This window comes from Mycolicibacterium thermoresistibile (assembly GCF_900187065.1).
GTDB lineage: Bacteria > Actinomycetota > Actinomycetes > Mycobacteriales > Mycobacteriaceae > Mycobacterium > Mycobacterium thermoresistibile.
On sequence record NZ_LT906483.1, the window covers coordinates 4530846 to 4557460 of the forward strand.

A 26615-nucleotide genomic window follows, 5' to 3' on the forward strand; every position below is an offset into this window, starting at 1 on the left:
CCTAACGCCGCGATCAGGAAACTCAAGGGGACCCCGCGCACCCGCCAGAGCCCGCTGACCCTTGCTGCCTTCCGGCCCTGGGGGAGTTCACAGGATGGACGCCGCGCGGGGTCCAGCAGCGAGTCTAGTACGCCGAACCGGAGAGGTTGGGGCGGGCTGGACAGGGTTCGCTAATATAGCGATCGGAGGATTCGCCTAGTGGCCTATGGCGCTCGCCTGGAACGCGGGTTGGGTTAATAGCCCTCGCGGGTTCAAATCCCGCATCCTCCGCACCTGGGACGGGGTGCGATCGCCAGTCGGCGATCGCACCCCGTTCATCAAGTCAGGGTTCATCCAATAGGCTCGGGGTTCGTCCCCGGACGTTCCCCTGCGGACGTCCATCCACAGACCTGAGGAGGAGCATGCGGCGGACCGGCGCGGTGCTCTGGCACGCATCGTTCTCGGTCATCGCCGCGGTGCTGTACTTCTTCTTCGTCCTGCCCCGGTGGTTCGAGCTGACCGGCCAGCTGTCCGAGACGCTGGGCACGGTGCTGCGCATCGTCACCGGTGTGCTGATCGGGCTCGCGGCGTTGCCGGTGGTCTTCACGCTGCTGCGCACCCGGCGGCCCGAGTTCGGCACTCCGCAGCTGGCGCTGACACTGCGCACCGTCTCGATCGCCCTGCACGTGCTGGCCGGGGTGTTGATCGTCGGCACCGCGGTCACCGAGATCTGGGTGAGCCTGGACGACGCGGGTCAGTGGCTGTTCGGCGTCTACGGCGCGGCCGCCGCGATCGCGCTTCTCGGCATGTTCGCGTTCTACCTGGCCTTCGTCGCCGAGTTGCCCCCGCCGCCGCCGAAACCGGTGAAGGCGGGGAAGGCGAAGAAGGCGAAGAAGCGCACCCGCCGCGGCCGCAGGCCCGCCGGCGACACCGAGGACACCGAGCCCGGCGACACCGAGGACACCGCCGAGGCCCCGGCAGAGGATCCTGCGGAAAGTCCCCCGGAGGCTGAACCCACCGATGGGAAGCTGCGCAACCGGCGCCCCACGGGCAAGGCGCGCACACGCCGTCGGCTCCGCAGCGACACCGCCGCCGACGACTAGTCTTTTCTGGCGACGGGTTCATTCATCGAAGGCTGGGTATCTGACGGCCAGGATGGCCGACAATATCGGTCTCTCGACATCAGCCCCGGGGAGGAAACAATGGGTGCACACCGGCTAGTTCGACGGCCGTGGCTGTACCTCATCGCGCTGGTGGCGACACTGGGTCTGCTGAGTCCGGCGTTCCCCGTCACCTCGGTGGCGCAGCCGCCGGATGTGCTCGCCGCGGCGAGCCGGGTCGAGCCCGCGGTCGCCCGCATCGACACCCGGATCGACTACCAGCGCGCGATCGGTGTCGGCGCCGGAATCGTGCTGCACCCCAACGGGGAGGTGCTGACCAATTTCCACGTGGTGCAGGGCGCGGACACCATCACCGCCACCGTCAACGGCCAGCCGTTCCCCGCGGAGCTGATCGGCTACAACCGGCGCCAGGACATCGCGGTGCTGCAACTGCACGGCGCCGCCGGCCTCCCGGTGGCCCCGATCGGCGACTCCGACAACCTGGCGCCCGGCGAACCCGTCGTCGCCCTGGGCAACGCCAACGGCACCCATGCCCCGCTGACCCGGGAGACCGGCACGGTCACCGAGTTCGGCCGCACGGTGACCGCCGAGGACACCCTCACCGGTTCGTCGGAGGAGCTGAGCGGGCTGTTCGAGTTCGCCGCGCCGGTGCGCGCGGGTGACTCCGGCGGGCCGGTGGTCAACACCGCCGGCGAGGTCGTGGGCATCACCACGGCGGCGTCGGTCAGCTTCCGGATGGGTCCGGGCGGTCGCGGGTTCGCGATCCCGATCAACGATGCGATGGCGATCGCCGATCAGATCCGCGCCCGGGTGCCGTCGGATTCGGTGCACATCGGACCGCCCACGCTGCTGGGCGTGGGAGTGCGCACCGCACCCCTGCGCACCCGCCCCGGGGTGCTGATCCAGGACGTGCTGCGGGGCGGTCCCGCCGAAGCGGCCGGGCTGCGCTCCGGTGACATCCTCATCGAGCTGGACGGCACCCGGCTGGACTCGGCCACCACCCTCACCTACACCCTGGACCGGCACTATCCCGGCGACGTGGTCGACCTGGTCTGGATCGATGCGTCCGGTCAGACCCGCACCGGGAAGGCGACGCTGACCGCGCATCTGTAAGCGCTGCGCTTAGCCCGAAACGGCCGCCACGGCACCGCCCACCGACCTATGCTGAGCGAGTGCCCAACACTCCCTATCGGGTCGTCCAGTGGACGACCGGAAACGTCGGTAAGAGTTCAGTCCAGGCGCTGGCCGCCAACCCGCTCTACGAACTGGTCGGGGTGTACGCGTGGTCACCGGACAAGGTCGGCCGCGACGCGGGCGAGCTGGCCGGCATCGAACCGCTCGGGGTGAAGGCGACCAACGACGTCGACGAACTGCTCGCGCTCAAACCCGACGTCGTGGTCTACAACCCGATGTGGATCGACGTCGACGAACTGGTCCGCATCCTGTCGGCCGGGATCAACGTGGTGTCGTCGGCGTCCTTCATCACCGGACACAATCTGCGGGACGGACGCGACCGCATCGAGGAGGCCTGCCGGCAGGGCGGCTCGACCATGTTCGGCTCCGGCATCAGCCCCGGCTTCGCCGAGCTGTTGGCGATCATCGGCACCCAGATGTGCGACCGGGTCGACAAGGTCACCATCTGCGAACAGTCCGACACCACCTTCTACGACTCCCCCGCCACCGAGAAGCCGGTGGGGTTCGGCACCCCGATCGACGATCCGAACCTGCCGCAGATGGCCTCGCAGGGCACCGCGATCTTCGCCGAGGCGGTGCAGTTGATCGCCGACTCGCTGGGCGTCGAGCTCGACGAGATCGTCTGCGAGGCGGAATACGCCCAGACCACCGAGGACCTCGACCTGGGGTCGTGGAAGATCGGCGCCGGATGTGTGGCCGGGGTGTACGCGAGCTGGCAGGGCCGTATCGGCGGGCGCACCCTCATCGACCTCAACGTGCGGTGGAAGAAGGGGCAGACCCTCGAGCCGAACTGGCAGCTCGAACGGGAGGGCTGGAAGATCACCGTGGACGGCCGGCCGACGGTCAACATGGAGATCGGTTTCCTGCCCCCGCCGGACTTCGGCGCCACCACCATGGAGGAGTTCATGGTGCTGGGCCACATCATGACCGCGATGCCGCCGATCCACATGATCCCGGCGGTGGTCGCCGCGGAACCCGGGATCGCCACCTACAACGATCTGCCGCTCCCACAGGCCCGCGGCGTGGTCCGGGTGTGAGCCTGACCGACCCGGTCAGGTCTCCTTGCGGTCGGTGTCCCGCGACGGCTGCACCCGCTTGGGCTCGCCCGGCATCTTGGGATAGTTCGGCGGGTACGGCAGATCACCCAGGCCGCGTTCCTGGTCGGCCTCGGCCATCGCCAGCAATGGTTCGAGGGAGTGCGCCACCGAGTCGATGCCGGCCCACGGATCCGGCCGGGCGGCAATGAGATCCGGCACGGTGGCCATGGTGTAGTCATCGGGGTCGGCGTCGCGCAGTTCGTCCCACGACAGTGGGGTGGACACGGTGGCGATCGGTGTCTTGCGCACCGAATAGGGCGAGGCGAACGTGCGGTCGCGGGCGTTCTGGTTGAAATCGATGAAGATCCGCTCGCCGCGCTCTTCCTTCCACCACGACGTGGTGACCAGATCCGGTGCGCGACGCTCGATCTCACGCGCCAACGCGATACCCGCGCGGCGGACCTCGATGAAGTCCCAGTCGGTGGCGATCCGCAGGAAGATGTGGATCCCCCGGCCGCCGGACGTCTTCGGGTATCCGGTGAGCCCGAGTTCGTCGAGCAGCGGCTTGAGCACGTCGACCGCCACGGTGCGGGCTTCGGCGAAACCGGTGCCGGGCTGCGGATCCAGGTCGATGCGCAACTCGTCGGGATGTTCGGTGTCCGGGCAGCGCACCTGCCACGGGTGGAAGGTGATGGTGCTCATCTGCGCCGCCCACACGATCGCCGCCGGATGGGTGATCTGCAGCGCGTCGGCGGTGCGGCCGGATGGGAAGGTCACCCGGCAGGTCTGCAGGTAGTCGGGATGCCGTTGCGGGATCCGCTTCTGGTAGATCTCCTCACCCTCGATACCGTCCGGGAAGCGCTGCAGGTGGGTGGGACGGTCGCGCAGCAGCGCCACCATCGGCCCGCTCACCGAGCGGTAGTAGTCCACCAGCGCGGCCTTGGTCCCGGCGGCACCGATCTTCGGGAAGTACACCTTGTCCGGGCTGGTCAACCGGACCTTGACCCCGTCGATGTCCAGTTCGGTTGCCGCCCCGTGCTTCTGCGCCATCAGGCCTGCTCCAGCACGTCGTACAGATCGTAGTGCAACGGCACCTCGAGCTGAGCGAACGTGCAGCTGCGCGGATCGCGGTCCGGTCGCCACCGCACGAACCGCACCGCATGGCGGAACCGCCGACCGTCGACGCTGTTGCCCTCCATCTGGTCGTAGACGACCTCGCACACCTTCTCCGGACGGACCGGGATCCACCGCTTGTCCGCCGCGGAGTTCCACCTGCTGGGCTCGCCCTCGCGCAGTTCGTTCCCGATGCGCAGCGGTTGCAGATCAGCGAGCAGTCTGAGCCGGTTCCTGGCCGTGAACGACGCCGCGCCGCCGACCATGCGCAGCTCCCCGTCCTCGGTGTACAGCCCGAGCAGGATCGACCCCACTCCCTCTCCGCTCTTGTGGATGCGGTATCCGATCGCCACACAGTCGGCGTCGCGGACGTGTTTGACCTTCACCATCTCGCGTTTGCCCGGCAGATACGGTCCGTCGAGCCGTTTGGCGATCACCCCGTCGAGGCCGGCGCCCTCGAAGGCTTGCAACCACTCGGCGCCCAGTTCGGGGTCCTCGGTGGTGCGCGTGACATGGCACCACTGCTTGCTCCGCACCGCCTCGTTCAGCGCGTCCCGGCGCACCCGGAACGGTTCGTCGAGCAGTGATGTCGCGCCGGTGGCCAGGGCATCGAACCCGATGAAGTGCGCCGGGGTCTGCTCGGCGAGCATGGCGACCCGGCTCGCGGCCGGGTGGATGCGTTGGCTCAGCGACTCCCAGTCCAGCCGCACCCGGCCGTCGATCTCACGCGGCACCACCACCTCGCCGTCGAGCACGCAGCGGTCGGCCAGTTCGTCGCGCAACGCCTCGACGAGTTCCGGGAAGTAGCGCCCGAGTTCGCGTCCGTTGCGGGACTGCAGCATCACCTCGTCGCCGTCCCGGAACACCAACGCCCGGAAGCCGTCCCATTTGGGTTCGTACGACCACACGCCGGGTTCGTCGGGGACTTCGGCCTGCGCCTTGGCCAGCATCGGTTCCAGCGGCGGCAGCACGGGGAGATCCACCCGTCCCATTATTGCCTTCATGCCGGTTCAGACCATCGTTGCGGCGCCGAGTCATCGGTCCGGGCGGCCCGGACCAGACGGGTCAGCGGTTGCCCACCAGGTCGTACTCCACCGGCGGCGGCGCGTCCTCGGTGCCCGGGATCTCGGTGCCACCGATCGGGCAGCGCGCGGTCTCGGGCAGCTTGACCAGCGCGAGCATCCCGACCAGACAGGCCGCCATCATGTAGAAGGCCGGCATCAGGTTGTTCCCGGTCTGCTGGATCAGCCAGTCGTTGGCGGCCGGGGCAGTGCCGCCGAACAGCGACGTCGACACGTTGTAGGCGATCGCGAAGCCCGCGTAGCGCACATGGGTGGGGAACATCGCCGGGAAGGTGGCGGAGATGGTGGCCAGCTGCGGCACGTAGAGCAGCCCCAGCACCGCGAACCCGATGATGGCGCCCGGGACGCTGGTGGACATCAGCATGAACATCGGCACGACCAGCGCCAGCAGCCCGCCCAGCGAGATCCACCACATCGGTTTGCGGCCGAACCGGTCCGAGAGCAGCCCCGCGAACGGCAGGAACACCATCATCGACAGCATCCCGATGATCGGCACCACCAGCGCGGTGTCGGTGGACAACCCGATCGAGGTCTGCAGATAGGTCGGCATGTAGCTCAGCAGGGTGTAGTTGACGACGTTGAGCGCCACCACCAGCCCGCCGAGCCGCAGGATCTGGCCCCGGTACTCGACCAGCAGATCCTTGAACTCGGTCCAGATCGACTTCTCCTCGCGATCCGACTCCTGCAGTTCCCGGAAGATCGGGGTGTCGTCCAGCCGGCTGCGCAGATACAGGCCGATCAGCCCGAGCGGTGCGGCGATCAGGAACGGCACCCGCCAGCCCCAGGTGTTCATCTGGTCGTCGGAGAGCATCAGCGAGACGCCCAGCATCATCAGCGCGCCCAGCGAGAACCCGGCGAGGGTGCCGAACTCCAGGAAGCTGCCCAGCAGGCCGCGGCGCCGCGACGGTGCGTATTCGGCCATGAAGGTGGCCGCCCCGCCGTATTCGCCGCCGGTGGAGAAGCCCTGGATCATCCGCAGGATCACCATGAGCACCGGCGCCCACAGCCCGATCGAGTCGTAGCTGGGCACCAGGCCGACGCAGAAGGTGGCGCCGGCCATCAGCAGGATCGTGATCGCCAGCACCTGGCGGCGGCCCAGCCGGTCGCCGAGCGGCCCCCACACGAAGCCGCCGAGCGGGCGCACCAGGAACGACACCGCGAAGGTCATCAGCGCGAGCAGGGTGGCGGTGGCCCCGTCACCGGGGAAGATCGCCACCGAGATGTAGGTGACGCCGTAGGCGTACAGGCCGTAGTCGAACCACTCGGTGGCGTTTCCGACCGCCGACGCCGCGATCGCCTTGCGCAGCACCCCGGGTGGCTGCTCCTGCTCGACGGACGGATCCTGCGGCGGGTCGGTGCGCTCCGTGGTCAAGAGATCTCTCCTGTTGTCAGTCGCCATCAACCAGCCGTGACGACACGGCCTGTTCTGGTTCCCACCGCGGGCCGTCTGCTAAACCTCGATTCAGACCCGGGTGGAGAACACCGCGTCCCGCAGCCAGTTCCGGTCCCCGAGGTACCGGTGAGCCAACTGCACCGTACCCTCCGGGTAGCCGTCGCGGTAGGTGATTGCGGCATCGGCGTCCGGATGCGAGGCGATCCATCCGGTGAGCATCAGCCGGCGCAGCATCACGAACGTCGGCACCATCTCCAGATCCGCCTGCGGCAGTTCACATACCTCCCGGTAGCCACACAACCAGTCGGCAATGATGCTCTCCGCCAACGGAGTGTGCTCGATGAACGACACCACCGCGCCGAGATCGGCCAGATACCAGGACCATCCGGAATCGTCGAAGTCGATCACGGTGATCGGCGCGCCGGGATCGGCCGGGTCGATCATCAGATTCGCCATCCGCAGGTCACCGTGAATGAGACCGAATTTGTCTGGAGCATAACCGAACTCGGTCAGCCGGGCGGTCACGGCCGCGGCGGCCCGCTCGACCACGTCGATGTCGCGGGGGGTCAGTCCGGCGGCGTGCCGCCAACTGCCCCACCGGGGATGCGCTCCGATCGTGGTGTCGATGTCCCAGCGGAACCTGGTGAAACCCGCTGGTGGAGACCAGCTCTGCACATGACGGTGCATGACGGCCGTGATCCGCCCGAGGTCCTCGAACCCGACCGCGTCGGGCTGCTCCTCGGCGGTGCAGCCGGGGATGAACGTCACCGCGTCCACGTACACCGGGGATCCGCGGGAACCGTCCGGTTGCGCGGCCACCACGTCCCGCCCGTCGACGGTGCGCAACGCCCGCGGCGTCGCCACCGTGGTCTGCTCCCGCAGCGCGGTCATCCAGCCCAGTTCGGAGCGGATCGCGGCCGGCGAGTGGTAGCCGGGCCGATGCACCCGCAGCACCATGGGATCGGGGTCGTCGACCAGATAGATCGCGTTCTCCGACACGCTGAGCAGTCGCAGCGGGGTGTCCGGATCCCGCCCGTAGGCCGGCAGCACGGTGCGGGCATGGCGCTCATGGTCGCGCGGGAGTCCGGACATGCACACAGTCTGAACCAGCCCGCCACCGGTCCGGAACGAACCCCGGCCGAAGGGCTTGACCTGAACTTCGGTTGAGGTTGCACGCTGGTCCCATGCACCAAGTCCTCCCCACCCTCTGGCAGACCCGCACCGACTCCCCGTTCCCCGGCCTGACCACCCACGCGTTCCTATGGACCGGCGGCCGCCGCAACGCACTGTTCTACTCGGTGGCCACCGACGCCGACTTCGACGCGATCGAACAGCTCGGCGGCATCGCCGACCAGTACCTGTCCCACCGCGACGAGGCGGGCCCGATGCTGGCCCGGATCGCCCGGCGGTTCGGGTCCCGGCTGCACGCGCCGGCCGCCGAATCGGCGGAGATCAGCGCCCACGCCACCATCGACGTGCCGCTGGATCGACGGCATGTGGACGACAACGGGATCGAGGTCATCCCGACGCCGGGCCACACCCCCGGCAGCGTCTGCTATCTGGTGGCCGGGTCGGGCGGTGCCCGCTACCTGTTCACCGGCGACACCCTCTACGTCGACGCCTCGGGCGCATGGACGGCCGGTTACCTGCCGGGGATGAGCGACGCCCGCAGTCTGGATCACAGCCTGGAGCTGCTGGCCACGCTGACCCCGGACGTGGTGATCTCCAGCGCCTTCGCAGGCGATTCGGCGGTGCACCCGGTGAACCGCAACCGGTGGCCGGAACATGTCGAGCAGGCCCGGGCCGGTCTGGCCACCCGCCGGTGACCGGCCACCGCGCCGCGCGGTTTAATGGCGCGGGTGAGCAGTTCCCCCGGTGCGGGCCGGTTCGCGCCGAGCCCGTCGGCTGACCTGCACATCGGCAATCTGCGCACCGCCGTGTTGGCCTGGTTGTTCGCCCGCAGCACCGGCCGCCGATTCCTGATCCGCGTCGAGGATCTCGACGAGCGCACGGATGCCGGGACCGCGGCCCGCCAGTTGCGCGACCTCGAGGCGATCGGCCTGACCTGGGACGGTCCGGTGGTGTGGCAGTCGCGGCGCCGGCCGATCTACCAGGCCGTCGTCGACAAGCTCGTCGCCGACGATCTGGTTTACGAATGTTATTGCAGCAGAAAGGATATCGCCCAGGCGCCGCGGGCTCCGCATGCGCCGCAGGGCGCCTATCCGGGCACCTGCCGGGATCTCACCCGCAGCCGGCGGGAGCGGCGGCGCCGGGAGACCGGGCGCCCGCCGGCCCTGCGGCTGCGCACCGACGTCACCCACCATGCGGTCACCGACCTGCTGCACGGCAGCTATCACGGCCACGTCGACGACTTCGTGGTGCTGCGCGGCGACGGGGTGCCCGCCTACAACCTGGCGGTGGTGGTCGACGACGCCGCCCAGGGCATCGATCAGGTGGTGCGCGGGGACGATCTGTTGAGTTCGGCGCCGCGTCAGGCGTATCTGGCCCGGCTGCTGGGCCACCGGCCCCCGCAGTACGCCCATGTGCCGCTGGTGCTCAACACCGCGGGTAAACGGCTGGCCAAACGCGACGGCGCGGTGACGCTGCCGGAGCTCGGGGTGCGGCGGGCATTCGAACTGATCAGCGCCTCGCTGGGCTGGCCCGCCTCGAACCTCGCCGAACTGCTCGACCAGTTCGATCCGGCGGCGCTGCCCCGCTCACCCTGGATCTGGCCCGCTACACCGTGATGTGCAGGCTCTGCATTCCGCGCAGAGTCAGATTCGGCTTGTACACCGGCTGCCCGGCCAGCCGGGCCCGCGGGAACCGGGCGGTGATCTGCTGCAGGGCGATCGCCGCCTCCAGGCGGGCCAGAGGTGCGCCCAGGCAGAAGTGGATGCCCCGCCCGAACCCCAGATGCCTGATCGGCCCGCGGTCCGGGTCGAACACGTCGGGCCGGTCGTACATCGCCGGGTCGCGGTGCGCCGCGGCCAGCAGCAACAGCATGCTGTCCCCCTCGGGCACGCTCACGCCGCCGATCGTCATGTCCGCGCCGGCGACCCGCGCCACCAGCTGCACCGGCGGGTCGTAACGCAGGGTCTCCTCCACCACCGCGGAGACCCGCTGCGGGTCGGCGGCCAGCGCCGCCCACTGGCCGGGCGTGCGCAGCATGGCCAGCACGGCGTTGGCGATCAGGTTGACGGTGGTCTCGTGGCCGGCCACCAGCAGCAGGTTGCAGGTGGCGATGATCTCCTCGGTGCTGAGTTGATCACCGGACTCCACGACCTCGATGAGCGCCGACATCAGATCGTCGCGCGGGTCGGCCCGCCGTGCCTCGAGGAGTTCACCGAGGTAACCGCGCAGCCACTGGCCGGCAGCCACCCGCTGCTCGTGTCCGTCCGCCGCCTGCCCGGTGACCGTCAGGAACGGGTCGAGCCCCTGCGCCAGCAGCGCGGAGGCGTCCCGGAATCTCGGTTCGTCCTCGATCGGCACGCCCAGCAGCCGGCAGATCACCGTCACCGGGAGCGGATAGGCCAGCCCGGAGATGACGTCGAACGGTTCGCCGCCGGGCTCGGCGGCGGCGAGCAGTTCGTCGACCATCGCGGCGATGTCGGCTTCCAGCGCCCGCACCACCTTCGGGGCGAACGCCTTGCTCACCAGACCGCGCAGCCGGGTGTGGTCCGGCGGGTCGAGGAAGAGGAATCCGGGCGGCCCGAGCGGGCGCACGTCCTTGCCCTCGGCGAGCTGACGCCGGGTGATGGTGGACTTGAGTCCGTCGCTGCAGGAGTCCGGGTGGCGCAACACCGCGTCGCAGTCGGCGTAGCTGGAGAACACCGTGACGTTGCCACCCGCCGGCTGCACGGGTCCGCGTTCGCGGATCCGCCGATACACCGGATACGGATCCGACCGGTTGGCCGGATCGAGCATCTGCATCAGGAGTATCTGCGGATCGGCCTCGACGGTCATGTGGCCATTGTTCCGTAGCGGCGGCGGCCCCCGTAGTACCGCCCCAAGGTGTGCTCACGCAGTTCGTCGAACTCGCCGGCGACGATCGACTCCCGGATCCGGTCGACGAGCCGGATGATGAAGCGCTGGTTGTGGATGGTGGCCAGGGTCGCCGACAACAGCTCCCTGGCCTTGAACAGATGGTGCAGGTAGGCACGGGTGTAGTGGGCGCAGGTGTAGCAGTCGCACCCGTCGTCGATCGGGTTGAAGTCGCGCCGGAAGCGGGCGTTGGTGACGTTGAACCGGCCGGTCGACGAGTACACCGCGGCGTTGCGCGCCACCCGCGACGGCGAGACGCAGTCGAAGGTGTCCGCGCCCGCGGCGACGGCGGCGAACAGGTCGTCGGGTTCGCTGATGCCGAGCAGGTGGCGGGGTTTGTCCGGCGGCAGTTCGCTGCTGACCCAGCCGACGATGGTCGCCAGATTCTGTTTCTCCAGGGCACCGCCGATACCGTAGCCGTCGAAGCCGAGCCCCTCGGCCGGTCCGGGGCCGGCTCCGATCTCGGTGAGCCCGCGGGCGGCCTGCCGGCGCAGATCCTCGTACTGGGCGCCCTGCACCACCCCGAACAGCGCCTGCCGCGGCAGTTCCGGGTGTGCGGCACGGAGGCGGTGGTGTTCGACCAGGCAGCGCACCGCCCACTCGTGGGTGCGCCGTACGGATCGTTCCTGGTAGCCGCGGGTGTTCACCAGCGTGGTGAGCTCGTCGAAGGCGAAGATGATGTCCGCGCCGAGCCTGCGCTGGATGCCGATCGACTTCTCCGGGGTGAACCGGTGGGTGGAACCGTCCAGATGTGACCGGAACGTCACCCCGTCGTCGTCGACATGGGCGAGACGTTCCTTGCCCTCGGCGATCACGTCATCGGCCTGGACCCGGTTGGCGTCCATCGCCAACACCTTGCGGAACCCGGCTCCCAGCGACAGCACCTGGAATCCACCGCTGTCGGTGAACGTCGGCCCCGGCCAGTTCATGAACGCGCCCAGTCCGCCCGCCTCCGCCACGATGTCCGGGCCCGGCTGCAGATAGAGGTGGTAGGCGTTGGCCAGGACAGCCTGTGCGCCAAGCTCTTTCATTGTCTCCGGCAGCACCGCCTTGACGGTCGCCTGGGTGCCGACCGGGATGAACGCGGGTGTGTGGATCTCACCGTGCGGGGTGCGGATCACACCGGTACGTCCCAGCCGCCCGGGCAGCTCTGTGCCGACACTGAAGAACGGTCCGGATGAATCGCTGGTCACGCCAGTATTCATACCCCACCGCCACCCGGCCGCCCGGCGCGGTGCACCCGCCGCCGCCATCTACCGCCGGATTGGTTGCGGTGCAATCGGTTCCGCGAGTACGTAGAGACATCCAGTCGACTCCGAAACGCTTGCCGCATCAAGAGATTGGCACCGCCTGACGCATTCGTGCTCAGCAGTCACAGAATTCGCCCGGCCGCCGACTGTTCACGCCGATTTTTGTCCGTTTCGCCGCCTGCCGGCGGGCCGAGCATCATACTGGGCCACGATGTCCCGCCGATCTTGATGGGTCATCTCACAACAGGAGGAGGACTGTTCATGTATCGAGGTTTACTGGCCGCGATCGGGGGCGCCGCCCTGGTCGTCGCCGGTCTGGCCGGCTGTTCATCCAATGACGAGGGCTCGACCGCGGCGGACGAGACCACAACCGGGGAGGCCGTCGACGAGGTGATCGTCGAGGAGGAGGAGGAGACGACCACCACCGGCGCGGCCGCCGAGGGCGCGGCGACCGTCTCCATCGACGGTCAGGAGCAGGAGATCCAGGGCACCGTGGCGTGCACCCAGACCGGTGACACGGTGATGATCGCGATCGGCGACGCCACCCAGGGCATCAGCGCGACGGTCTCCACCGGCGACGAACCGCAGGTCAGCCAGGTCGCGCTGGGCAATGTCGACGGTGTGGCGCTGACATACCAGGAAGGCACCGGCCAGGGTGAGGCGGCGGCCGAGAAGGACGGCGACACCTACAAGATCACCGGTACCGCGACCGGGGCCGATATCGCCGATCCGGGCGCGGGGATGGTGAGCAAACCGTTCGAGATCGAGGTGACCTGCCCCGGTTCCTGAACATTCGAGCCGGTCAGCGACTGGCGAGCACCGGCGGCGTCCTGACGCAGGGCGCCGCCGGCGACGTTGCCGACTGATCGCCGGCCCTGTGGGCCGGTGTGGCGGTGGCGGTGGGATTTGAACCCACGGAGGGGGTTGCCCTCACACGCTTTCGAGGCGTGCTCCTTCGGCCGCTCGGACACGCCACCGGGTCGAAGCTTACCGACGCACCCGGCGTCAGCCCAAACCGCGGGGTGAATCGGGGTCGCGCTGCCGGGCGAAGAACTCCTCCAGCGGGGCCGCGCACTCCGCGGCCAGCACCCCGCCCCGGACCTCCGGCCGGTGGTTGAGCCTGCGGTCGCGGACCACATCCCACAACGATCCGACGGCGCCGGTCTTGGGTTCCCAGGCGCCGAACACCAGCCGCGCCACCCGGGCCAGCACCAGCGCACCCGCGCACATCGTGCACGGTTCGACGGTGACCGCCAGGGTGGCGCCCTCCAGCCGCCACCCGTCGCCCAATCGCCGTGCGGCCGCCCGCAACGCCAGCACCTCGGCGTGCGCAGTCGGGTCGCCCAGTTGTTCGCGGGCGTTCGCGGCGCGGGCCAGCTCACCGCCGTCCGGCCCGAACACCACCGCCCCGATCGGCACATCACGCGGCCCGGCCTCGCGCGCGGCGGTCAGCGCAGCCCGGATCATGTCCTCGTCGGTCACCGACCCGATCATCCCGTCGGTTCACCGACCCAGCCGCTCGAGGACCGCCGCCAACTCCTCGGCGAATCCCATCTCACCGGCGATCCGGCCGAGCTGCTCGTCGGCGTACAGGTCGATCTCGTCGAGGATGACGCTGAGCACCGCATCGGGCAGCCCGATGTCGGCCAGCACCCCGAGGTCGCCCTCCTCGAACGGGTCGGCACTCTCCAGGTCGTCCTCGTCGATGTCGGCGTCGAGTCGTTCCAACGCTTCGGCGGCGATGTCGTAATCCAGCGCGGCAGTGGCGTCCGACAGCAGCAGCCGGGTCCCCGACGGCGCCGGCCGCACGATGATGAAGAATTCGTCGTCGATGTCGAGCAGTCCGAAAACCGGTCCGGCGGCGCGCATCTCACACAGCTCCCGTTCCGCGGCGGCCAGGCTGCGCAGTGCGGCGCGACGCATCGGGAAGCACTGCCACCGGCCGTCTTCGCGGACGACGGCCACACCGAAGCCCTCGATATCGTCGGCGCCGGGTTTGCGCGCCGGTGCACCCTGTGCTCCCATGTGCGCCTACGGTAGTCCGCGGCCAGGGGATTGACTAGCGCCGCGAACGGACCCGACCTGGGCGACCTGACCTCCGGCGACCGGAGTGGTTGTGCCAACCTTGGAGCGTGACGAAGGTCCCGATCTGTGTGCTGGGGCTCGGCCTCATCGGCGGGTCGATCATGCGTGCCGCCCGGGCCGCCGGACGTGAGGTGTTCGGCTACAACCGGTCCATCGACGGTGTGACGGCGGCGCGCGCCGAGGGGTTCGACGCCACCGAGCACCTCGACGAGGCGTTGGCCCGGGCCGCGGAACAGCGGGCGCTGATCGTGTTGGCGGTGCCGATGTTCGCGGTGCCGATGCTGCTGGAACGGATCGCCCAGGAGGCCGCCGACTGCCCGCTGACCGATGTGGTCAGCGTCAAGGGCGCCGTCCTCGAGGAGGTCCGCGCGCACGGGCTGCTCGCGCGGTTCGTCGGCGGCCATCCGATGACCGGCACCGCACACTCGGGCTGGAGCGCCGGGGACGCCGACCTGTTCGCCGGCACCCCGTGGGTGGTCAGCGTCGACGACCACGTCGACCCGGCGATCTGGGCGATGGTGATGGAGTTGGCGCTGGACTGCCGCGCGGTGGTGGTGCCGGCCCGCTCCGATGAGCACGACGCCGCCGCGGCGAGCGTCTCGCATCTGCCCCATCTGCTCGCCGAGGCGCTGGCGATCACGGCCGGCGAGGTGCCGTTGGCGTTCTCCCTGGCCGCCGGTTCCTTCCGGGACGGCACCCGGGTCGCGGCGACCGCACCCGATCTGGTGCGGGCGATGTGCGAGAACAACGCCGACCAGCTGTTGCCGGCGCTGGACCGCACCCTGGAACTGCTGACCGCCGCGCGTGAGGCGCTGGCGCACAACGGCTCGGTGGCCGAGCTGGTGGAGGCCGGTCACGCCGCGCGGATGCGCTACGACAGCTTCGGGCGCACCGACATCATGGCGGTCGTGATCGGTGAGGAGGGCTGGCGGGAGGAACTGGCCGCCGCCGGTCGGGCCGGCGGGGTGATCAGATCCGCTCTGCCAGTCCGGGATAGCTGAGGATGAAACCGTCGTCGTCGACGGTGACGGTGGTGTCGGCCACCGGGGAGACCACCTTGATGCCGTCGGGGGCGCTGCTGTAGCTGATGGTCGCCGCCTCCACGGTGACCTCCGGCAGCCGCACGTAGACGACCGGCAGGGTGATGGAGTCGGTGCGCTGGTGCAGGCCGGTGCGCCGGATCGGCAGCGCGTTGAAGAACGGGCTGAAGATCACGTCCACGTCCAGCGCGCCGTCATAGGGTGCGCGTTTGGTCTGGTTCTGGTGATCCTGCACCAGCCACATGTTCTCCTCGTCGCGGGAGATCGACAGTTGGCGTTCCCGCTCGGCGAGCGTGACCGTCATCGACAGCCGCCGGGTCGCCCCGGCCTCATCGGTCACCAAATCGTAGGAGGCACTGAACGCCGGGTGCAGATCGGACGCGCCGGCGACGATCCGGCCGTAGGCCTTGATCCGGTTGCCGGATACGTTCACCCGGACCGATTCCATCCGCGGGTCGTCGTAGGCGCGCCAGGTGAACACCGCCGGCCAGACGCTTGCCTTCGCTTCAGACTGGGCACCACTCACCCATCTACCGTATGCGACGACGTCCCCGGCTCGTAGCCCGCTCCGCACGTTCGACGCCGAAACGGTTACCTTCGCCGCGCATTGCGGCGAAGATGGGGCCATGAGCAGCGATCCCTCTGAGCGGCCCACGCAGCATCCGCCGTTGCCGGCCGAAGACCTGCCCGCCGGCGCCGGCGACGAGCCGGCCCCCGCCGAACACGCACACGCGGACGCCGACTCCGGGTTGACCCGCACGCGGGCGGCCGCGATGTGGTCGGCACTTGCGGGCGGTTTCCTGGTGCTGATCGTGCTGTTGATCTTCATCGCGCAGAACACCGAGTCCGCCCGGTTCCAGTTCCTCGGTTGGCACTGGAGCCTGCCCCTGGGGGTCGCCATTCTGGGGTCGGCGGTGTGCGGCGGGCTGCTGGCGGTCGCCGTCGGCACGGCCCGGATGTATCAGTTGCGGCGCGCCGCCAGGAAGAACGCCCGCACCCGCAGTCAGCGCTGACGCCCGATTCAGGCCCTGAGGGTGCGCAGACCCGCGTCGATCAGCGGCGCGACCGCCTCACCGACCCGGTCGGTCGACCCGCCGGCCCCGCTCTCCCGCGCCCGGTAGTCGATGCCGGCGGCGATGATGGCCAGCTTGAAGTAGGCCAGCGCCATGTAGAAGTCCCAGTGGACCAGATCCTGTCCCGCGGCCGTCGAGTACTTCTCGGCCAGCGCGTCGGCGGACGGGATCAGCTCTGACGCCCAGGCGGCGTCGCTGTGCACGTAGTTGAACGTCGGGTGGCGGTACACGCACATCAGCGCCGCGTCGCTGAGCGGGTCGCCGAGCGTCGACATCTCCCAGTCCAGCACCGCGACCACCTCGGTCGGGTCGTCGGCGTCCAGGATCGTGTTGTCGATGCGGTAGTCGCCGTGCACGATCGACGTCCGACTCTGCGGCGGCACCGCCTGCTCGAGCCTGGCGTGCAGCTTCTTGACGTCGCCGTCGCGGGCGTCGTCGGGATGTTTCACCAGCTCCCACTGGGAGGCCCAGCGACGCACCTGCCGCTCCAGGTAGCCGCTCGGCTTGCCGAAGTCGCCGAGCCCGACCGCCTCGTAGTCCACCGCGTGCAGATCGGCGAGCACCCGGATCAGCGAATCGACACAGGCCTCGATCGCATCCCGGTCGCCGACCGACTTCAGATCATCGGTGTAGCGCACCACCAGCCCGGGCACGTGCTCGACCATCTGGAACGGCGCGCCGAGCACCGAATCGTCATTGCTCATGGTGACCGCCCTGGCCACCGGCACCGGGGTGTCGGCCAGCGCGGCGACCACCCGGTACTCCCGGGCCATGTCGTGGGCGGACGGGGTCAGGCCGTGCAGCGGCGGGCGGCGCAGCACCCACCGGGACTGATCATCGAAGACCAGGAACGTGAGGTTGGACCGGCCCCCGGCGATCAATTCGGCGCGCAACTCCCCGCTTCGCGGAACACCGACTTGGCGGAGGTGGCGATCCAGTGCGTCGAGGTCAAGTCCGTCGAGGGAGGTCACGGCCATTGTCTATCACTTCCTTGTTGTCGGACACCGCAGCGGTCCCCTGCAGCCGGCCGTCCCGGTTCCGGGGCAGCAGATCCCACACGTGTTCGACGGTGTTGATCCCGCCGATCGACAACCGTCCGCTGCGCGACGCCAGCACGCGGGTGACCGAGGCGTAGTCGATGTGGAACGTGATCAGCCGCTCGGTGCGGGCGATCCGGTGCAGGATGGCGTTGATGACGCCGCCATGGCTGAACACCGCCACCGTGTCGGTGTGCGCCGAGGTCGCGACGACCTCGTCGAGCGCCGCGGCGACGCGGTCCTGGAACTCGTCCGGATCCACCGCGCCGGGCAGTTCGCCGTTGAGCAGCCGCTCCAGCTGCTCCGGGTTCTCCCGGGCGACCTCCTCGATCGGCACGTAGTGGGCGAGACCGCGGTCGTACTCGGCGAACCGCTCGTCGATGTGCACCGGCAGCCCCAGCGCGTCGGCGACCGGCTCGGCGGTCTGCACGGCACGGCGTTGCGGGCTGCTGATCACCCGGGCGATCGGGAACCGCTCCAGCGCGGCGGGCAGTCGCCGGGCCTGCTCGAGGCCGACCTCGGACAGGTCCGGGTCGGCGCCCTGCCCGGGTTCGCTGCGGCGCGGCAGCGCGTGTCGAACCAGAATCAACTGCACCGTGCCACCATAGGACTCCCGTCGACGTGGAGGAGTGGTGCACGTGGGTTACGCCGACGAACTGTTCGACCTCACGGACCGGGTGGTGCTGATCACCGGCGGCAGCCGCGGCCTGGGCCGGGAGATGGCGATGGCCGCCGCGCGGTGTGGCGCCGATGTGATCATCGCCAGCCGAAAGATGGACAACTGCGTCGCAACCGCGCAGGAGATCACCGAACAGACCGGACGCGCGGCGTTGCCCTATCAGGTTCACGTCGGCCGCTGGGATCAACTCGACGGTCTGGTCGAGGCCGCTTACGACCGGTTCGGGAAGGTCGACGTGCTGGTCAACAACGCGGGGATGTCGCCGGTGTACGACAAGCAGAGCGACGTCACCGAGCAGCTGTTCGACGCCGTGGTGAACCTGAACCTCAAGGGCCCGTTCCGGCTGTCCGCGCTGATCGGCGAGCGGATGGTCGCCGACGGCGGCGGGTCGATCATCAACGTCAGCACCCACGGTTCGCTGCGTCCGCATCCGACGTTCATCCCGTATGCGGCGTCCAAGGCCGGCCTGAACGTGATGACCGAAGGGCTGGCGCTGGCGTTCGGCCCCACCGTGCGGGTGAACACCCTGATGCCCGGACCGTTCCTCACCGACATCAGCAAGGCGTGGAACCTCCCCGAGGGCAGCAACCCGTTCGCCGGTTCGGCGCTGCAACGTGCCGGGCAGCCGGCGGAGATCGTCGGCGCCGCGTTGTTCCTGATGTCCGACGCGTCGAGTTTCACCACCGGTTCGATCGTGCGCGCCGACGGCGGCAGCGTCTGACCGGGACGCGAAATGCCCGGCGGCTGGAAATTGCACTCAGGGTCGTGTGTGCCGCGAAACCACAGCCCTGAACGCAATTTCGCGCAGCTGAACTACGGCGTGACGATGTCGAACGCCGGGTCGGGCCGGTCCAGCACATCGAGCAGCGCCTGCAGCACCTGCAGATCACCGGTGATCTGCAGGCCGGGTGAGCTGACGTCGCCGGCCGTCAGCGCCAGCAGCCGTCCGGTGCCGGCCACCCGCACCCGCGCCCCGGCCCGCCCGTCGGCGGGCGCGCGACGGTGCACCAGCACCCCGTGGCGCAGCGTCAGCCGGTGGTTCACGTCGGTGTCAGTGAAGTTGGGGTCGGCGAACGTGATGTCGATAGCCAGGTCCAGATCCCAGGCCCGCGGACCGTCGACGTTGATCGCCAGGCTGTCGAAGATCTGCTCCGGCCGCAGCTGCGCGAGCATGGCGGGTGAGGCGGTGCCGGTGCCGGTGCCGAAGTTGCCGTGCCGCAGCTCCGCCGCCCCGGACAGGAAGAAGTTGCGCCACGTCGCATTCTCCGACCCGTAGCCGAGTTGTTCGAGGGTGTCGGCGTGGAGTTCCCGCGCGCCGGCGTGGTTCGCATCGGTGAACACCACGTGATCCAGCAGTGTCGCCGCCCAACGGAAGTCACCGTCGTCGAAGGCCTGCCGGGCCAGTTCGACCACCCGGTCGGCACCGCCCATCGCTGCGACGTAACGCGGCCCGGACGCCTCCGGTGGGTGCGGCCACAGCCGGGCCGGGTTGCCGTCGAACCATCCCATGTACCGCTGATAGATCGCCTTGACGTTGTGGCTGACCGACCCGTAGTAGCCGCGGGTGTGCCAGGCCCGCTCCAGCGCCGGCGGCAGCGTGAGCTGTTCGGCGATCTCGATTCCGGTGTGACCGCGGTTGAGCAACCGCAACGTCTGATCGTGCAGATAGGCGTACAGATCCCGTTGCAGCGAAAGGTATTCGACGATCCGGTCGGTTCCCCAGGTGGGCCAGTGGTGGGAGGCGAACGCCACCTCGCTGCGGTGTGCGAACAGGTCGATCGCCTCGGTCAGGTAATTCGCCCAGGCGTGCGGGTCGCGGACCAGGGCGCCGCGCAGGGTCAGCAGGTTGTGCAGATTGTGGGTCGCGTTCTCGGCCATGCACAGCGCCCGGTAGCGCGGGAAGAAGAAATGCATCTCGGCGGGCGCCTCGCTGTTCGGCGTCATCTGGAACTCGATCTCGATTCCGTCGACGGTGTGGTGCTCGCCGGTGTGCCGGATGTCGAGGGTGGGCACGATCATCCCCACCTCACCCGTCGAGGTGCGTTGGCCCAGCCCACAGCCGACCTGACCGCGCGGCCCGACCTCCAGCATGGTGCCGTACATGTACGACGCGCGACGCGCCATCGCGGTGCCGGCGTAGACGTTCTCGGCCACCGCGTGTTCGACGAATCCCTCCGGGGCGATCACCGCGACCCGCCCGGATTCGACGTCGGCGGGGGTGGTCACACCGAGCACGCCACCGAAATGGTCCACGTGGCTGTGGGTGTGGATCACCGCGCGCACCGCACGGTCGCCCCGGTGCCGGCGGTACAGCGCGAGCGCCGCCGCGGCGGTCTCGGTGCTGATGAGGGGATCGATCACGATGACGCCGGTGTCGCCCTCGACGAAGGTGACATTGGACAGGTCCAGTCCGCGGACCTGATAGACGCCGTCGACCACCCGGTACAGCCCCTGTTCGGCGCACAGCCGACTCTGCCGCCACAGGCTGGGATGCACGGAGGTGGGCGGCTCCCCGGCGAGGAAGGCGTAGGCGTCGTTGTCCCACACCACCCGGCCGTCACCGGCCGTCACCACCCCCGGTTCCAGCGCGGCGATGAAGCCCCGGTCGGCGTCGTCGAAGTCGGTGGTGTCGTCGAACGGCAGCGTGCGCAGATGGTCCCGGTGCGCGGCTTCGACGCTGTCGGTGGGCGGTCTGGGCTCCATGCAGCGAGAGTGCCAGTTCTGGCCGCATTTCTCGTCGATTCCGCACACAGATCAGGTGTCGGCCCGGATCCGCGATCTGCAGGCACGGTCAGAGTCGGTGCAGCGTCACCTCGGCGAGTTCGCCGCCGGCCAGGTGCGCGGTCAGATAGGTGCAGTGCGGCTGGCGGCGCCGGTCGGTCGGTGAACCGGGGTTGAGCAGCCGCAGGCCCGTGGGCGCGGTGGTGTCCCAGGGGATGTGGCTGTGCCCGAACACCAGCACATCGGTGTCGGGGTGGCGCTTCGCCATCCGGGCCTCCCGCCCGGCGGCCGCTCCGGTCTCGTGCACCACGGTGAACCGCAGCCCGTGCAGCGTGGCCTCGGCGCATTCCGGCAGCCGGTGCCGCAGGTCGTCACCGTCGTTGTTGCCCCAGCAGGCGATCAACCGGGCGGCCCGCGCCTGCAGCGCGTCCAGCAGTGCGGCGTCCACCCAGTCACCGGCGTGGATCACCACGTCGGTGCGGTCGACCTCCTCCCACACCGGCGGAGGCAGGTCGCGGGCCCGCTTCGGCACGTGGGTGTCGGAGATCAGCAGCAGCCGCACGCCGCCAATCTACTGCTGGTGTTGTTCCCGGGCCGCCTGCCGGGCCTGGCGCTCCTCGTAGTTGCGGACCAGTTCCCGGAAGCCGATCCGGTCGTACTTCGGCACCGGCTGGATACCCCACTCGTCGCGGGCGGTGTCCTTGCCCTCCGCGCCCTCCGGCGGGCCGAGCGGCGGATACGGCACCTGGCACTCCAGGGTGTCGTCGGAGTAGCGGACCTTCATCAGCTCGCTGCAGATCTGGGTGAGGCTCAGCGTCGGGAAGCCGTACCACACCGCCATGAACGGCAGTGTGAACGCACCCTCGATGACCAGCGCGATCAGGCAGACCAGCACCGCGCGCTTGATCCACGTGTGCATCCGGGCGTAGTAGGGCGTGGTCCCCGGCGGCAGATCCTCGGCCGGATCCTTCTCCTCGGCGCCGGCCGGGTTGGGTGACGTGGTCATGGCGTGCTCCTAAACCTGTTCAGTCCGAGAAGATCTCGCGGTTGACGGTGTGCAGGTACGGGATGGCCAGGAACGGGGTGATGTAGAAGATGTCGTAGATCCACCAGCCCACCACGGGCAACAGCACCCCGGCGTAGCGGACGTCGGCGTACATGGTCATGTTGAACACGTACGCGCACCAGATCACCACGCCCATCCAGCAGGTGATGATCATCCACTGGTGCCCCCAGCGCTTCATCTGCAGGAACCCGATGGCGGCCGCGCAGCGCATGGCGAACACGGTCAGGATCAGCCCTGCGACATAGGCCTTCTCGCCGGGCACCGCGGAGCCGCCCACCCAGGGTTCGTTGTAGTGCCAGAAGTAGGCGGCGTCGAACATCGCGCCCCAGCCGGTCATCAGCACCCGGTTGATCAGGGTGTGGTTGCCGATCAGATCCAGCGCCCAGCCCAGGCTGTTGAGGAACCCGTCGATGAGCACGAGATATCCGATGAGCGTGACGATCATCGGCCGCACGCTCAGCCCGGCGCGGGCGGCCTCGCGTTGCAGCCACACGCCGCGCATGAAGATCGGGAAGCCGATGATGCCCGGGGCCCACATACCCATCAGCGCGGCGCCGACGATCATCCACTTGTCGGCGCGGCGCTGGGCCTGACGGGACAGCGCGTGGTGGTCTTCGAGGCTCACCGCCTCGGTGGCCGCGTCGGCGGGCACGCTCACAACGACCACCAGCCGCGTTCGATCGACATGTACAGCTGAATTCCGAACATCGCCAGCAGGTAGCCGTAGATGACGATCTGCAGGATGATCAGGGCTCGTTTGCGCTGTCTTTCTTGGGGATCCATCGGTCGGGCGCTCCTTTCTCACGATGAGCTGTCGGCACCGGTGAGGCAGGCGACCGCGACCTCGCGCAGACCGTCGCCGACGGCGCCGTCGCTGGACAGCGGCGCCAGGATGCAGGCCTCCGCGGCGTCGAGTTCGCCCGCCCCGGCGGCGATCAGGTGGCCGGCGGTGACCAGGACGCGGGTGGACGGCGGTTCGAAGTGGAACGCCGCATCGGCGGTGCGGATGGCGACAGCGCACTGGACGAGTCGCCGCGCGACGGCGAGCGGTACCCCGGTCTCGGCGACGATCACCTCGGCCTCCCGCTCGGGCGGCAGATAGCTCATCGGCAGCGTGACGAACCGTTGCCGGAACGACGGTTTGAGGTCCTTCAGCGAGCTGCGGTAGGCCGGGTTGTACGAGCACACCAGCATGAAGTTCTCCGGTGCGGCGACGACCTCCCCGGCCCGGTCGAGATACAGGGTGCGCCGGTGGTCGGTCAGCGAGTGCAGTACCGCCAGCGAGTCGTGGCGGGCCTCGACCACCTCGTCGAGATAGCAGATGGCGCCCTCTTTGACCGCCCGGGTCAGCGGCCCGTCGGTCCACACCACGTCACCCCCGGTCACCATGAACCGGCCCACCAGGTCGGCACTGGTCAGATCGTCATGACAGCTGATGGTGACGACGGGCCGGCCCAGCAGTGCGCCCATGTGCTCGATGAGCCGGGTCTTGCCGCATCCGGTGGGGCCGGTCAGCATCACCGGCAGCCGCTGCCGGTAGGCCTGCTCGAACAACCGCACCTCGTCGCCGTTTGAGAAGTAGGTCTTGGCGGTCAATGTGAGCTCCTCACGTCGGTTCGACTGATCGTCAGGCGGCGACCAGTTCGCGGTGCACGTGCGCGAGCACCCGCGGTAGGTCCTCGACCCGCCGGATGCGTTGGGACCGGCTGGGGCCGAATACTTCCGGCAGCGGGTCGACCCGGGTCGGGCCGACGCCGATGTAGTAGACCGACACCCCGGCCTCGTTGGCCTCCTCGACGGCGTGCGCGGCGTCGGCCCAGGCGTAGCGGCCCTCATAGCCCTCGTCGGAGATCAGTCCGTCCCCGATCACGATCAGCAGCCGCCGCTCCGACGGTTGCGCCAACAGCCGGCTGGTCAGATGTCGCAGCGGCGCGCCGAGGCGGGTGTAGCCACCGGCCGACAGCCCGAGCCGGCTCGGCGGGACGAAGCGGCGGTCGGTGAAGTCCTTCAGGCAGGTGACCTCGACCCGGTGGCGGGTGTTGCCGGTGAACACGAAGATTCCGTGCCGTTCGCGCGCCGCGGTCATCGCGCGGGATAGCGCGTCGGCGCAGGCCAGTTCGAGCCGGAAGATCCGTCCGCCGTGCACCCCCAGGGACGAACTGCCGTCCAGCAGTAGCGCGGTGGTGACGTCGCGACCGGCGGGCAGCAGCTCCCGGAAGATACGGGGTTCGATCGCCTCGCCGGTGCACAGGTCGACGTAGTGGTTGACGTACTGTTCGACGTCGAGGTCGCAACCGTCCTCGAGCCGGTTCTTCATCGCGCGGTGGGTATGCTCCTCGAACCACTTGCGCAGGTCGGGCGCCACCGGCGCGGGCCGGTGGTCGCGGGCGGGACGGGCCCGCTCCAGCACCGCGACGTGGTCGGGCAGAAAGCTCTTGGTCCAGGCGTTCCACTCCGGGTACGGGATTCCGGGTCGGTGTTCCGGGGTGACGTCGAGGTCGTTGTCGTGGGGCCGGCTCGGTGGCGGCAGGTTGGGGTTGCGCACTCCGCCGTCACCGCCGACCGGCACCGAGTACGGCCTGGGCAGCCGCTTCTGGGTGGACGTCCACGGCATCCGGCCGAAGCTGCGCCGCAGCCGATCGGTCAGACCCTGCGGCGCGGTATGGGACCTCGGCAGCCGGCCGGCGAGCAGCGGGACGTTGAGCGGGGTTGCGGTGCGGGCCAGCGTGACCGCGCGTTCGAGCATCTGCCCGGCCGGGGTGTCGGCGGGCAGCATCTGCACACCGGGCAGCAGCCGTCGGGTCTCGGCGACCAGGCCGGGCCAATGGTCGGCGACCCAGCCGAACGCGACGCCGGCCTCCACCAGGGTCAGTGCGCGCAGTTCCCGCTCGGTCAGCTCGTTGAGCCGGAAGTGCGCGAGCCGCTCCTTCGACGGTGCGCACTGCAGCGCCATCCCGCAGGTCAGGGTCCGGCGGGTCCAGTCGGGGCCGAGGCCGGGATGGGGGACGTGGACGAAGTCCAGGGCGGGGCTGACGCCGAATCCGCGGTGCTCGCCGGTGACCAGCCGCACCCCTTCCCGGCGCCGGCCGCTGAGTGCGACGGCGGTCAGCGCGCAACTGCGCTCCAGCGCCAGGGCGGATGCGTCGGACAGTTCGGTCATCGTCGCCTGATCCCCCGTCCTCGGTCCCGCGTCAGAACGTGCCCAGGGAAGAGAACATCCAGTACCAGAACCAGATGACCAGCGCGGCGCCTCCCCACGCCCCGACGTAGCGCAATATCTCCCAGATCCAGGCCCACATGCGAACTCCTCAGTCGCGATCGGCTCTTTGTAGCGCAGAAATTGACTTGGGTCAATGAGTCACGTCAGCGAGATCAGTCGGAGAAGATCTCGCGGTTGACGGTGTGCAGGTAGGGGATGGCCAGGAACGGGGTGATGTAGAAGATGTCGTAGATCCACCAGCCCACGACCGGCAGGATCACTCCGGCGTAGCGGACGTCGGCGTACATGGTCATGTTGAACACGTAGACGCACCAGATCACCACGCCCATCCAGCAGGTGATGATCATCCACTGGTGCCCCCAGCGCTTCATCTGCAGAAACCCGATCCCCGCCGCGATCCGCATGGCGAACACGGTGAGGATCAGACCGACCTCGAGCGCCTTCTCGCCCGGGCCGGCGGCGCCGCCGATCCACAGTTCGTTGTAGTGCCAGAAATATCCGGCGTCGAACATCGCGCCCCAGCCGTTGAGCAGCACCCGCGCCAGCAGCGTGTGGTGGGCGACGAGGTCCAGCGCCCAGCCGAAGACGTTGATCGCCGCGTCGATGATCACGCAGTAGCCGATCAGGGTGACCAGCATCGGCCGGACGGAAAGCCCCGCGCGGTGGGCCTTTCGCTGCAGCCACACACCCCGCAGGAAGAGCGGCAGGCCGAAGATCCCGAGCGCGGCGGTGCCGATGAGCACACTGCCGGAGATCAACCATCTGTCAGCCTGGCGCTGGGCCAGTCGCGACTCCTCCACATGGTCGTCGTAGGACAGCGTCAGAGACCCGGACATGGCCGGGACGGTATCCGCTTGACTGACTGGAGTCAACGACGTGTCAGACGTGGGCGGAGGCTCCGCAGGGTGTTCGCGACGAAGTCGTCGACCATCCCGGCCCGGTTCGGCCAGGCGTGCGTGGTGGTCAGCAGGGCGTAGAGACCGAGCAGGAAGAACACCGCACTGTTCCACGGGTTCACCTCGGCGTCGACCTCGCCGGCGCGCTGGGCCCGTTCGATCTCCTCGGCCACCGACACGATGAGCGGATGGTCCTGTCCCTCCTCGGCAGGCGGTCGGGTCGGCGAGAAGTGCAGGGCCAGAAAATCCTTGAACAACACCGGGCCGAGACGGTCCTCGATGTCGAGCACCAGGCGCACCGCCTCCTTCAGGGTGCCAACCAGATCGTGTTCGGTCTCGAGGAACCGGCTGAACTGGCGGGCGATGCGCTCCTCTTCGCGCCGTTCGAGCTCCAGCAGCACATGTTCCTTGGTGGGGAAGTGAAAGAAGAAGGTGCCGTGGGCGACACCGGCCGCCGCGACGATCGCCCGGACGTCGGCCTCCGCCATGCCGGTGCGTTTGAACTCGGCGATCGCCGCACCCAGCAGCCGCTCCCGGGTCTGCAGCCGCTTGGCCTCGCGCGCCGAGGGTTTCTCCGCCCGTGCCATG

The 26615-nt window shown here is 69.2% G+C and carries 29 protein-coding genes, 2 tRNA genes and 1 other RNA gene; 10 read left to right on the plus strand and 22 right to left on the minus strand.

The window, feature by feature from the left end; all coding sequences use genetic code 11:
* Nucleotides 1–21: 21 nt before the first annotated feature.
* Nucleotides 22–118, minus strand: an RNA gene (gene ffs, locus CKW28_RS21535) — signal recognition particle sRNA small type.
* A gap of 66 nt (nt 119–184) precedes the next feature.
* On the opposite strand from ffs, the gene CKW28_RS21540 reads away from it, so the two are divergent.
* From CKW28_RS21540 to CKW28_RS21555, 4 genes are all read left to right on the plus strand, one after another.
* Nucleotides 185–270, plus strand: a tRNA-Ser gene (locus CKW28_RS21540).
* A gap of 131 nt (nt 271–401) precedes the next feature.
* Entirely contained in the window at nt 402–1082 is a 681-nt protein-coding gene (gene lucA / locus CKW28_RS21545) for a lipid uptake coordinator LucA (RefSeq protein WP_003925272.1), read from the plus strand.
* Between the two features lie 99 nt (nt 1083–1181).
* The gene (locus tag CKW28_RS21550; RefSeq protein ID WP_040546659.1) at nt 1182–2213 is read left to right on the plus strand and encodes a S1C family serine protease; all 1032 of its coding nucleotides are present in this window, start codon (nt 1182–1184) and stop codon (nt 2211–2213) included.
* A gap of 59 nt (nt 2214–2272) precedes the next feature.
* Nucleotides 2273–3331 carry an NAD(P)H-dependent amine dehydrogenase family protein gene (locus CKW28_RS21555; protein ID WP_003925274.1) on the plus strand — a complete coding sequence of 353 codons (1059 nt, stop codon included), beginning with the start codon at nt 2273–2275 and terminating at the stop codon, nt 3329–3331.
* Between the two features lie 15 nt (nt 3332–3346).
* Here the strand turns inward: CKW28_RS21555 and ligD are convergent, their stop codons facing one another.
* The 4 genes from ligD to CKW28_RS21575 form a co-directional block, all read right to left on the minus strand.
* A complete protein-coding gene (ligD, locus tag CKW28_RS21560; RefSeq protein WP_003925275.1) occupies nt 3347–4381 on the minus strand; it encodes a non-homologous end-joining DNA ligase in 1035 nt (344 codons plus the stop codon).
* Complete coding sequence (locus CKW28_RS21565) at nt 4381–5436, minus strand: ATP-dependent DNA ligase (protein ID WP_003925276.1); 1056 nt, start codon at nt 5434–5436, stop codon at nt 4381–4383. Before CKW28_RS21565 ends, ligD begins: the two co-directional genes overlap by 1 nt.
* A gap of 73 nt (nt 5437–5509) precedes the next feature.
* On the minus strand, nt 5510–6898 hold the full coding sequence (locus tag CKW28_RS21570) for an MFS transporter (protein ID WP_003925277.1): 1389 nt from the start codon (nt 6896–6898) through the stop codon (nt 5510–5512).
* A gap of 90 nt (nt 6899–6988) precedes the next feature.
* The gene (locus CKW28_RS21575) at nt 6989–8011 is read right to left on the minus strand and encodes a phosphotransferase enzyme family protein (protein WP_003925278.1); all 1023 of its coding nucleotides are present in this window, start codon (nt 8009–8011) and stop codon (nt 6989–6991) included.
* A 92-nt stretch (nt 8012–8103) separates the two neighbouring features.
* On the opposite strand from CKW28_RS21575, the gene CKW28_RS21580 reads away from it, so the two are divergent.
* Both CKW28_RS21580 and gluQRS read left to right on the plus strand, forming a co-directional pair.
* The gene (locus tag CKW28_RS21580) at nt 8104–8745 is read left to right on the plus strand and encodes an MBL fold metallo-hydrolase (protein ID WP_003925279.1); all 642 of its coding nucleotides are present in this window, start codon (nt 8104–8106) and stop codon (nt 8743–8745) included.
* Between the two features lie 24 nt (nt 8746–8769).
* On the plus strand, nt 8770–9666 hold the full coding sequence (gene gluQRS / locus CKW28_RS21585) for a tRNA glutamyl-Q(34) synthetase GluQRS (protein WP_003925280.1): 897 nt from the start codon (nt 8770–8772) through the stop codon (nt 9664–9666).
* On the opposite strand, the gene CKW28_RS21590 is transcribed toward gluQRS, so the two are convergent.
* Both CKW28_RS21590 and tgt read right to left on the minus strand, forming a co-directional pair.
* On the minus strand, nt 9656–10882 hold the full coding sequence (locus tag CKW28_RS21590; RefSeq protein WP_003925281.1) for a cytochrome P450: 1227 nt from the start codon (nt 10880–10882) through the stop codon (nt 9656–9658). The two genes, gluQRS and CKW28_RS21590, sit on opposite strands and share 11 nt — an antisense overlap.
* Nucleotides 10879–12165 (minus strand): tRNA guanosine(34) transglycosylase Tgt, encoded by a 1287-nt coding sequence (tgt, locus tag CKW28_RS21595; RefSeq protein WP_040546844.1) that lies wholly within the window; start codon nt 12163–12165, stop codon nt 10879–10881. Before tgt ends, CKW28_RS21590 begins: the two co-directional genes overlap by 4 nt.
* A 306-nt stretch (nt 12166–12471) precedes the next feature.
* On the opposite strand from tgt, the gene CKW28_RS21600 reads away from it, so the two are divergent.
* Entirely contained in the window at nt 12472–12999 is a 528-nt protein-coding gene (locus CKW28_RS21600) for a lipoprotein LpqH (RefSeq protein ID WP_003925283.1), read from the plus strand.
* A gap of 99 nt (nt 13000–13098) precedes the next feature.
* Here the strand turns inward: CKW28_RS21600 and CKW28_RS21605 are convergent.
* From CKW28_RS21605 to CKW28_RS21615, 3 genes are all read right to left on the minus strand, one after another.
* Nucleotides 13099–13187 (minus strand) — tRNA-Ser (locus CKW28_RS21605).
* A 28-nt stretch (nt 13188–13215) separates the two neighbouring features.
* Nucleotides 13216–13704, minus strand: coding sequence for a nucleoside deaminase (locus CKW28_RS21610; protein ID WP_003925284.1), 489 nt, complete (start codon nt 13702–13704; stop codon nt 13216–13218).
* Nucleotides 13705–13713: 9 nt separating this feature from the next.
* The gene (locus tag CKW28_RS21615) at nt 13714–14235 is read right to left on the minus strand and encodes a tRNA adenosine deaminase-associated protein (RefSeq protein ID WP_003925285.1); all 522 of its coding nucleotides are present in this window, start codon (nt 14233–14235) and stop codon (nt 13714–13716) included.
* A 107-nt stretch (nt 14236–14342) separates the two neighbouring features.
* Here CKW28_RS21615 and CKW28_RS21620 point away from each other — a divergent pair, with 107 nt between their 5' ends.
* A complete protein-coding gene (locus CKW28_RS21620) occupies nt 14343–15296 on the plus strand; it encodes a prephenate dehydrogenase (RefSeq protein ID WP_081475481.1) in 954 nt (317 codons plus the stop codon).
* Here the strand turns inward: CKW28_RS21620 and CKW28_RS21625 are convergent.
* Nucleotides 15265–15861, minus strand: a complete 597-nt coding sequence (locus CKW28_RS21625) for a putative glycolipid-binding domain-containing protein (protein ID WP_003925287.1) — start codon at nt 15859–15861, stop codon at nt 15265–15267. The two genes, CKW28_RS21620 and CKW28_RS21625, sit on opposite strands and share 32 nt — an antisense overlap.
* A gap of 100 nt (nt 15862–15961) precedes the next feature.
* Here CKW28_RS21625 and CKW28_RS21630 point away from each other — a divergent pair, with 100 nt between their 5' ends.
* On the plus strand, nt 15962–16348 hold the full coding sequence (locus tag CKW28_RS21630; RefSeq protein WP_003925288.1) for a LapA family protein: 387 nt from the start codon (nt 15962–15964) through the stop codon (nt 16346–16348).
* Nucleotides 16349–16356: 8 nt separating this feature from the next.
* On the opposite strand, the gene CKW28_RS21635 is transcribed toward CKW28_RS21630, so the two are convergent.
* Nucleotides 16357–17385, minus strand: coding sequence for a phosphotransferase family protein (locus tag CKW28_RS21635; RefSeq protein ID WP_003925289.1), 1029 nt, complete (start codon nt 17383–17385; stop codon nt 16357–16359).
* Nucleotides 17357–18040 (minus strand): histidine phosphatase family protein, encoded by a 684-nt coding sequence (locus CKW28_RS21640; protein WP_003925290.1) that lies wholly within the window; start codon nt 18038–18040, stop codon nt 17357–17359. The genes CKW28_RS21635 and CKW28_RS21640 overlap by 29 nt, the downstream gene beginning before the upstream one ends.
* Before the next feature lie 43 nt (nt 18041–18083).
* Between CKW28_RS21640 and CKW28_RS21645 the strand changes: the two genes are divergently transcribed.
* Complete coding sequence (locus CKW28_RS21645; RefSeq protein ID WP_003925291.1) at nt 18084–18845, plus strand: SDR family NAD(P)-dependent oxidoreductase; 762 nt, start codon at nt 18084–18086, stop codon at nt 18843–18845.
* Between the two features lie 92 nt (nt 18846–18937).
* Here the strand turns inward: CKW28_RS21645 and CKW28_RS21650 are convergent, their stop codons facing one another.
* The 9 genes from CKW28_RS21650 to CKW28_RS21685 all read right to left on the minus strand — a co-directional run bounded on the left by CKW28_RS21650 (nt 18938) and on the right by CKW28_RS21685 (nt 26614).
* Nucleotides 18938–20827 carry an alkyl/aryl-sulfatase gene (locus CKW28_RS21650; protein WP_003925292.1) on the minus strand — a complete coding sequence of 630 codons (1890 nt, stop codon included), beginning with the start codon at nt 20825–20827 and terminating at the stop codon, nt 18938–18940.
* A gap of 88 nt (nt 20828–20915) precedes the next feature.
* On the minus strand, nt 20916–21407 hold the full coding sequence (locus CKW28_RS21655; protein ID WP_003925293.1) for a metallophosphoesterase family protein: 492 nt from the start codon (nt 21405–21407) through the stop codon (nt 20916–20918).
* A 9-nt stretch (nt 21408–21416) separates the two neighbouring features.
* A complete protein-coding gene (locus tag CKW28_RS21660; RefSeq protein WP_003925294.1) occupies nt 21417–21851 on the minus strand; it encodes a hypothetical protein in 435 nt (144 codons plus the stop codon).
* A gap of 19 nt (nt 21852–21870) precedes the next feature.
* Entirely contained in the window at nt 21871–22569 is a 699-nt protein-coding gene (locus tag CKW28_RS21665) for a hypothetical protein (RefSeq protein ID WP_003925295.1), read from the minus strand.
* Complete coding sequence (locus tag CKW28_RS24360; protein WP_003925296.1) at nt 22566–22694, minus strand: hypothetical protein; 129 nt, start codon at nt 22692–22694, stop codon at nt 22566–22568. The genes CKW28_RS21665 and CKW28_RS24360 overlap by 4 nt, the downstream gene beginning before the upstream one ends.
* An 18-nt stretch (nt 22695–22712) precedes the next feature.
* Complete coding sequence (locus CKW28_RS21670) at nt 22713–23507, minus strand: CbbQ/NirQ/NorQ/GpvN family protein (RefSeq protein WP_003925297.1); 795 nt, start codon at nt 23505–23507, stop codon at nt 22713–22715.
* Between the two features lie 31 nt (nt 23508–23538).
* The gene (locus CKW28_RS21675) at nt 23539–25071 is read right to left on the minus strand and encodes a nitric oxide reductase activation protein NorD (RefSeq protein ID WP_003925298.1); all 1533 of its coding nucleotides are present in this window, start codon (nt 25069–25071) and stop codon (nt 23539–23541) included.
* A gap of 212 nt (nt 25072–25283) precedes the next feature.
* Nucleotides 25284–25967 (minus strand): hypothetical protein, encoded by a 684-nt coding sequence (locus tag CKW28_RS21680; RefSeq protein WP_003925300.1) that lies wholly within the window; start codon nt 25965–25967, stop codon nt 25284–25286.
* A gap of 32 nt (nt 25968–25999) precedes the next feature.
* Nucleotides 26000–26614 (minus strand): TetR/AcrR family transcriptional regulator, encoded by a 615-nt coding sequence (locus CKW28_RS21685; protein ID WP_003925301.1) that lies wholly within the window; start codon nt 26612–26614, stop codon nt 26000–26002.
* Nucleotide 26615: the final 1 nt, after the last annotated feature.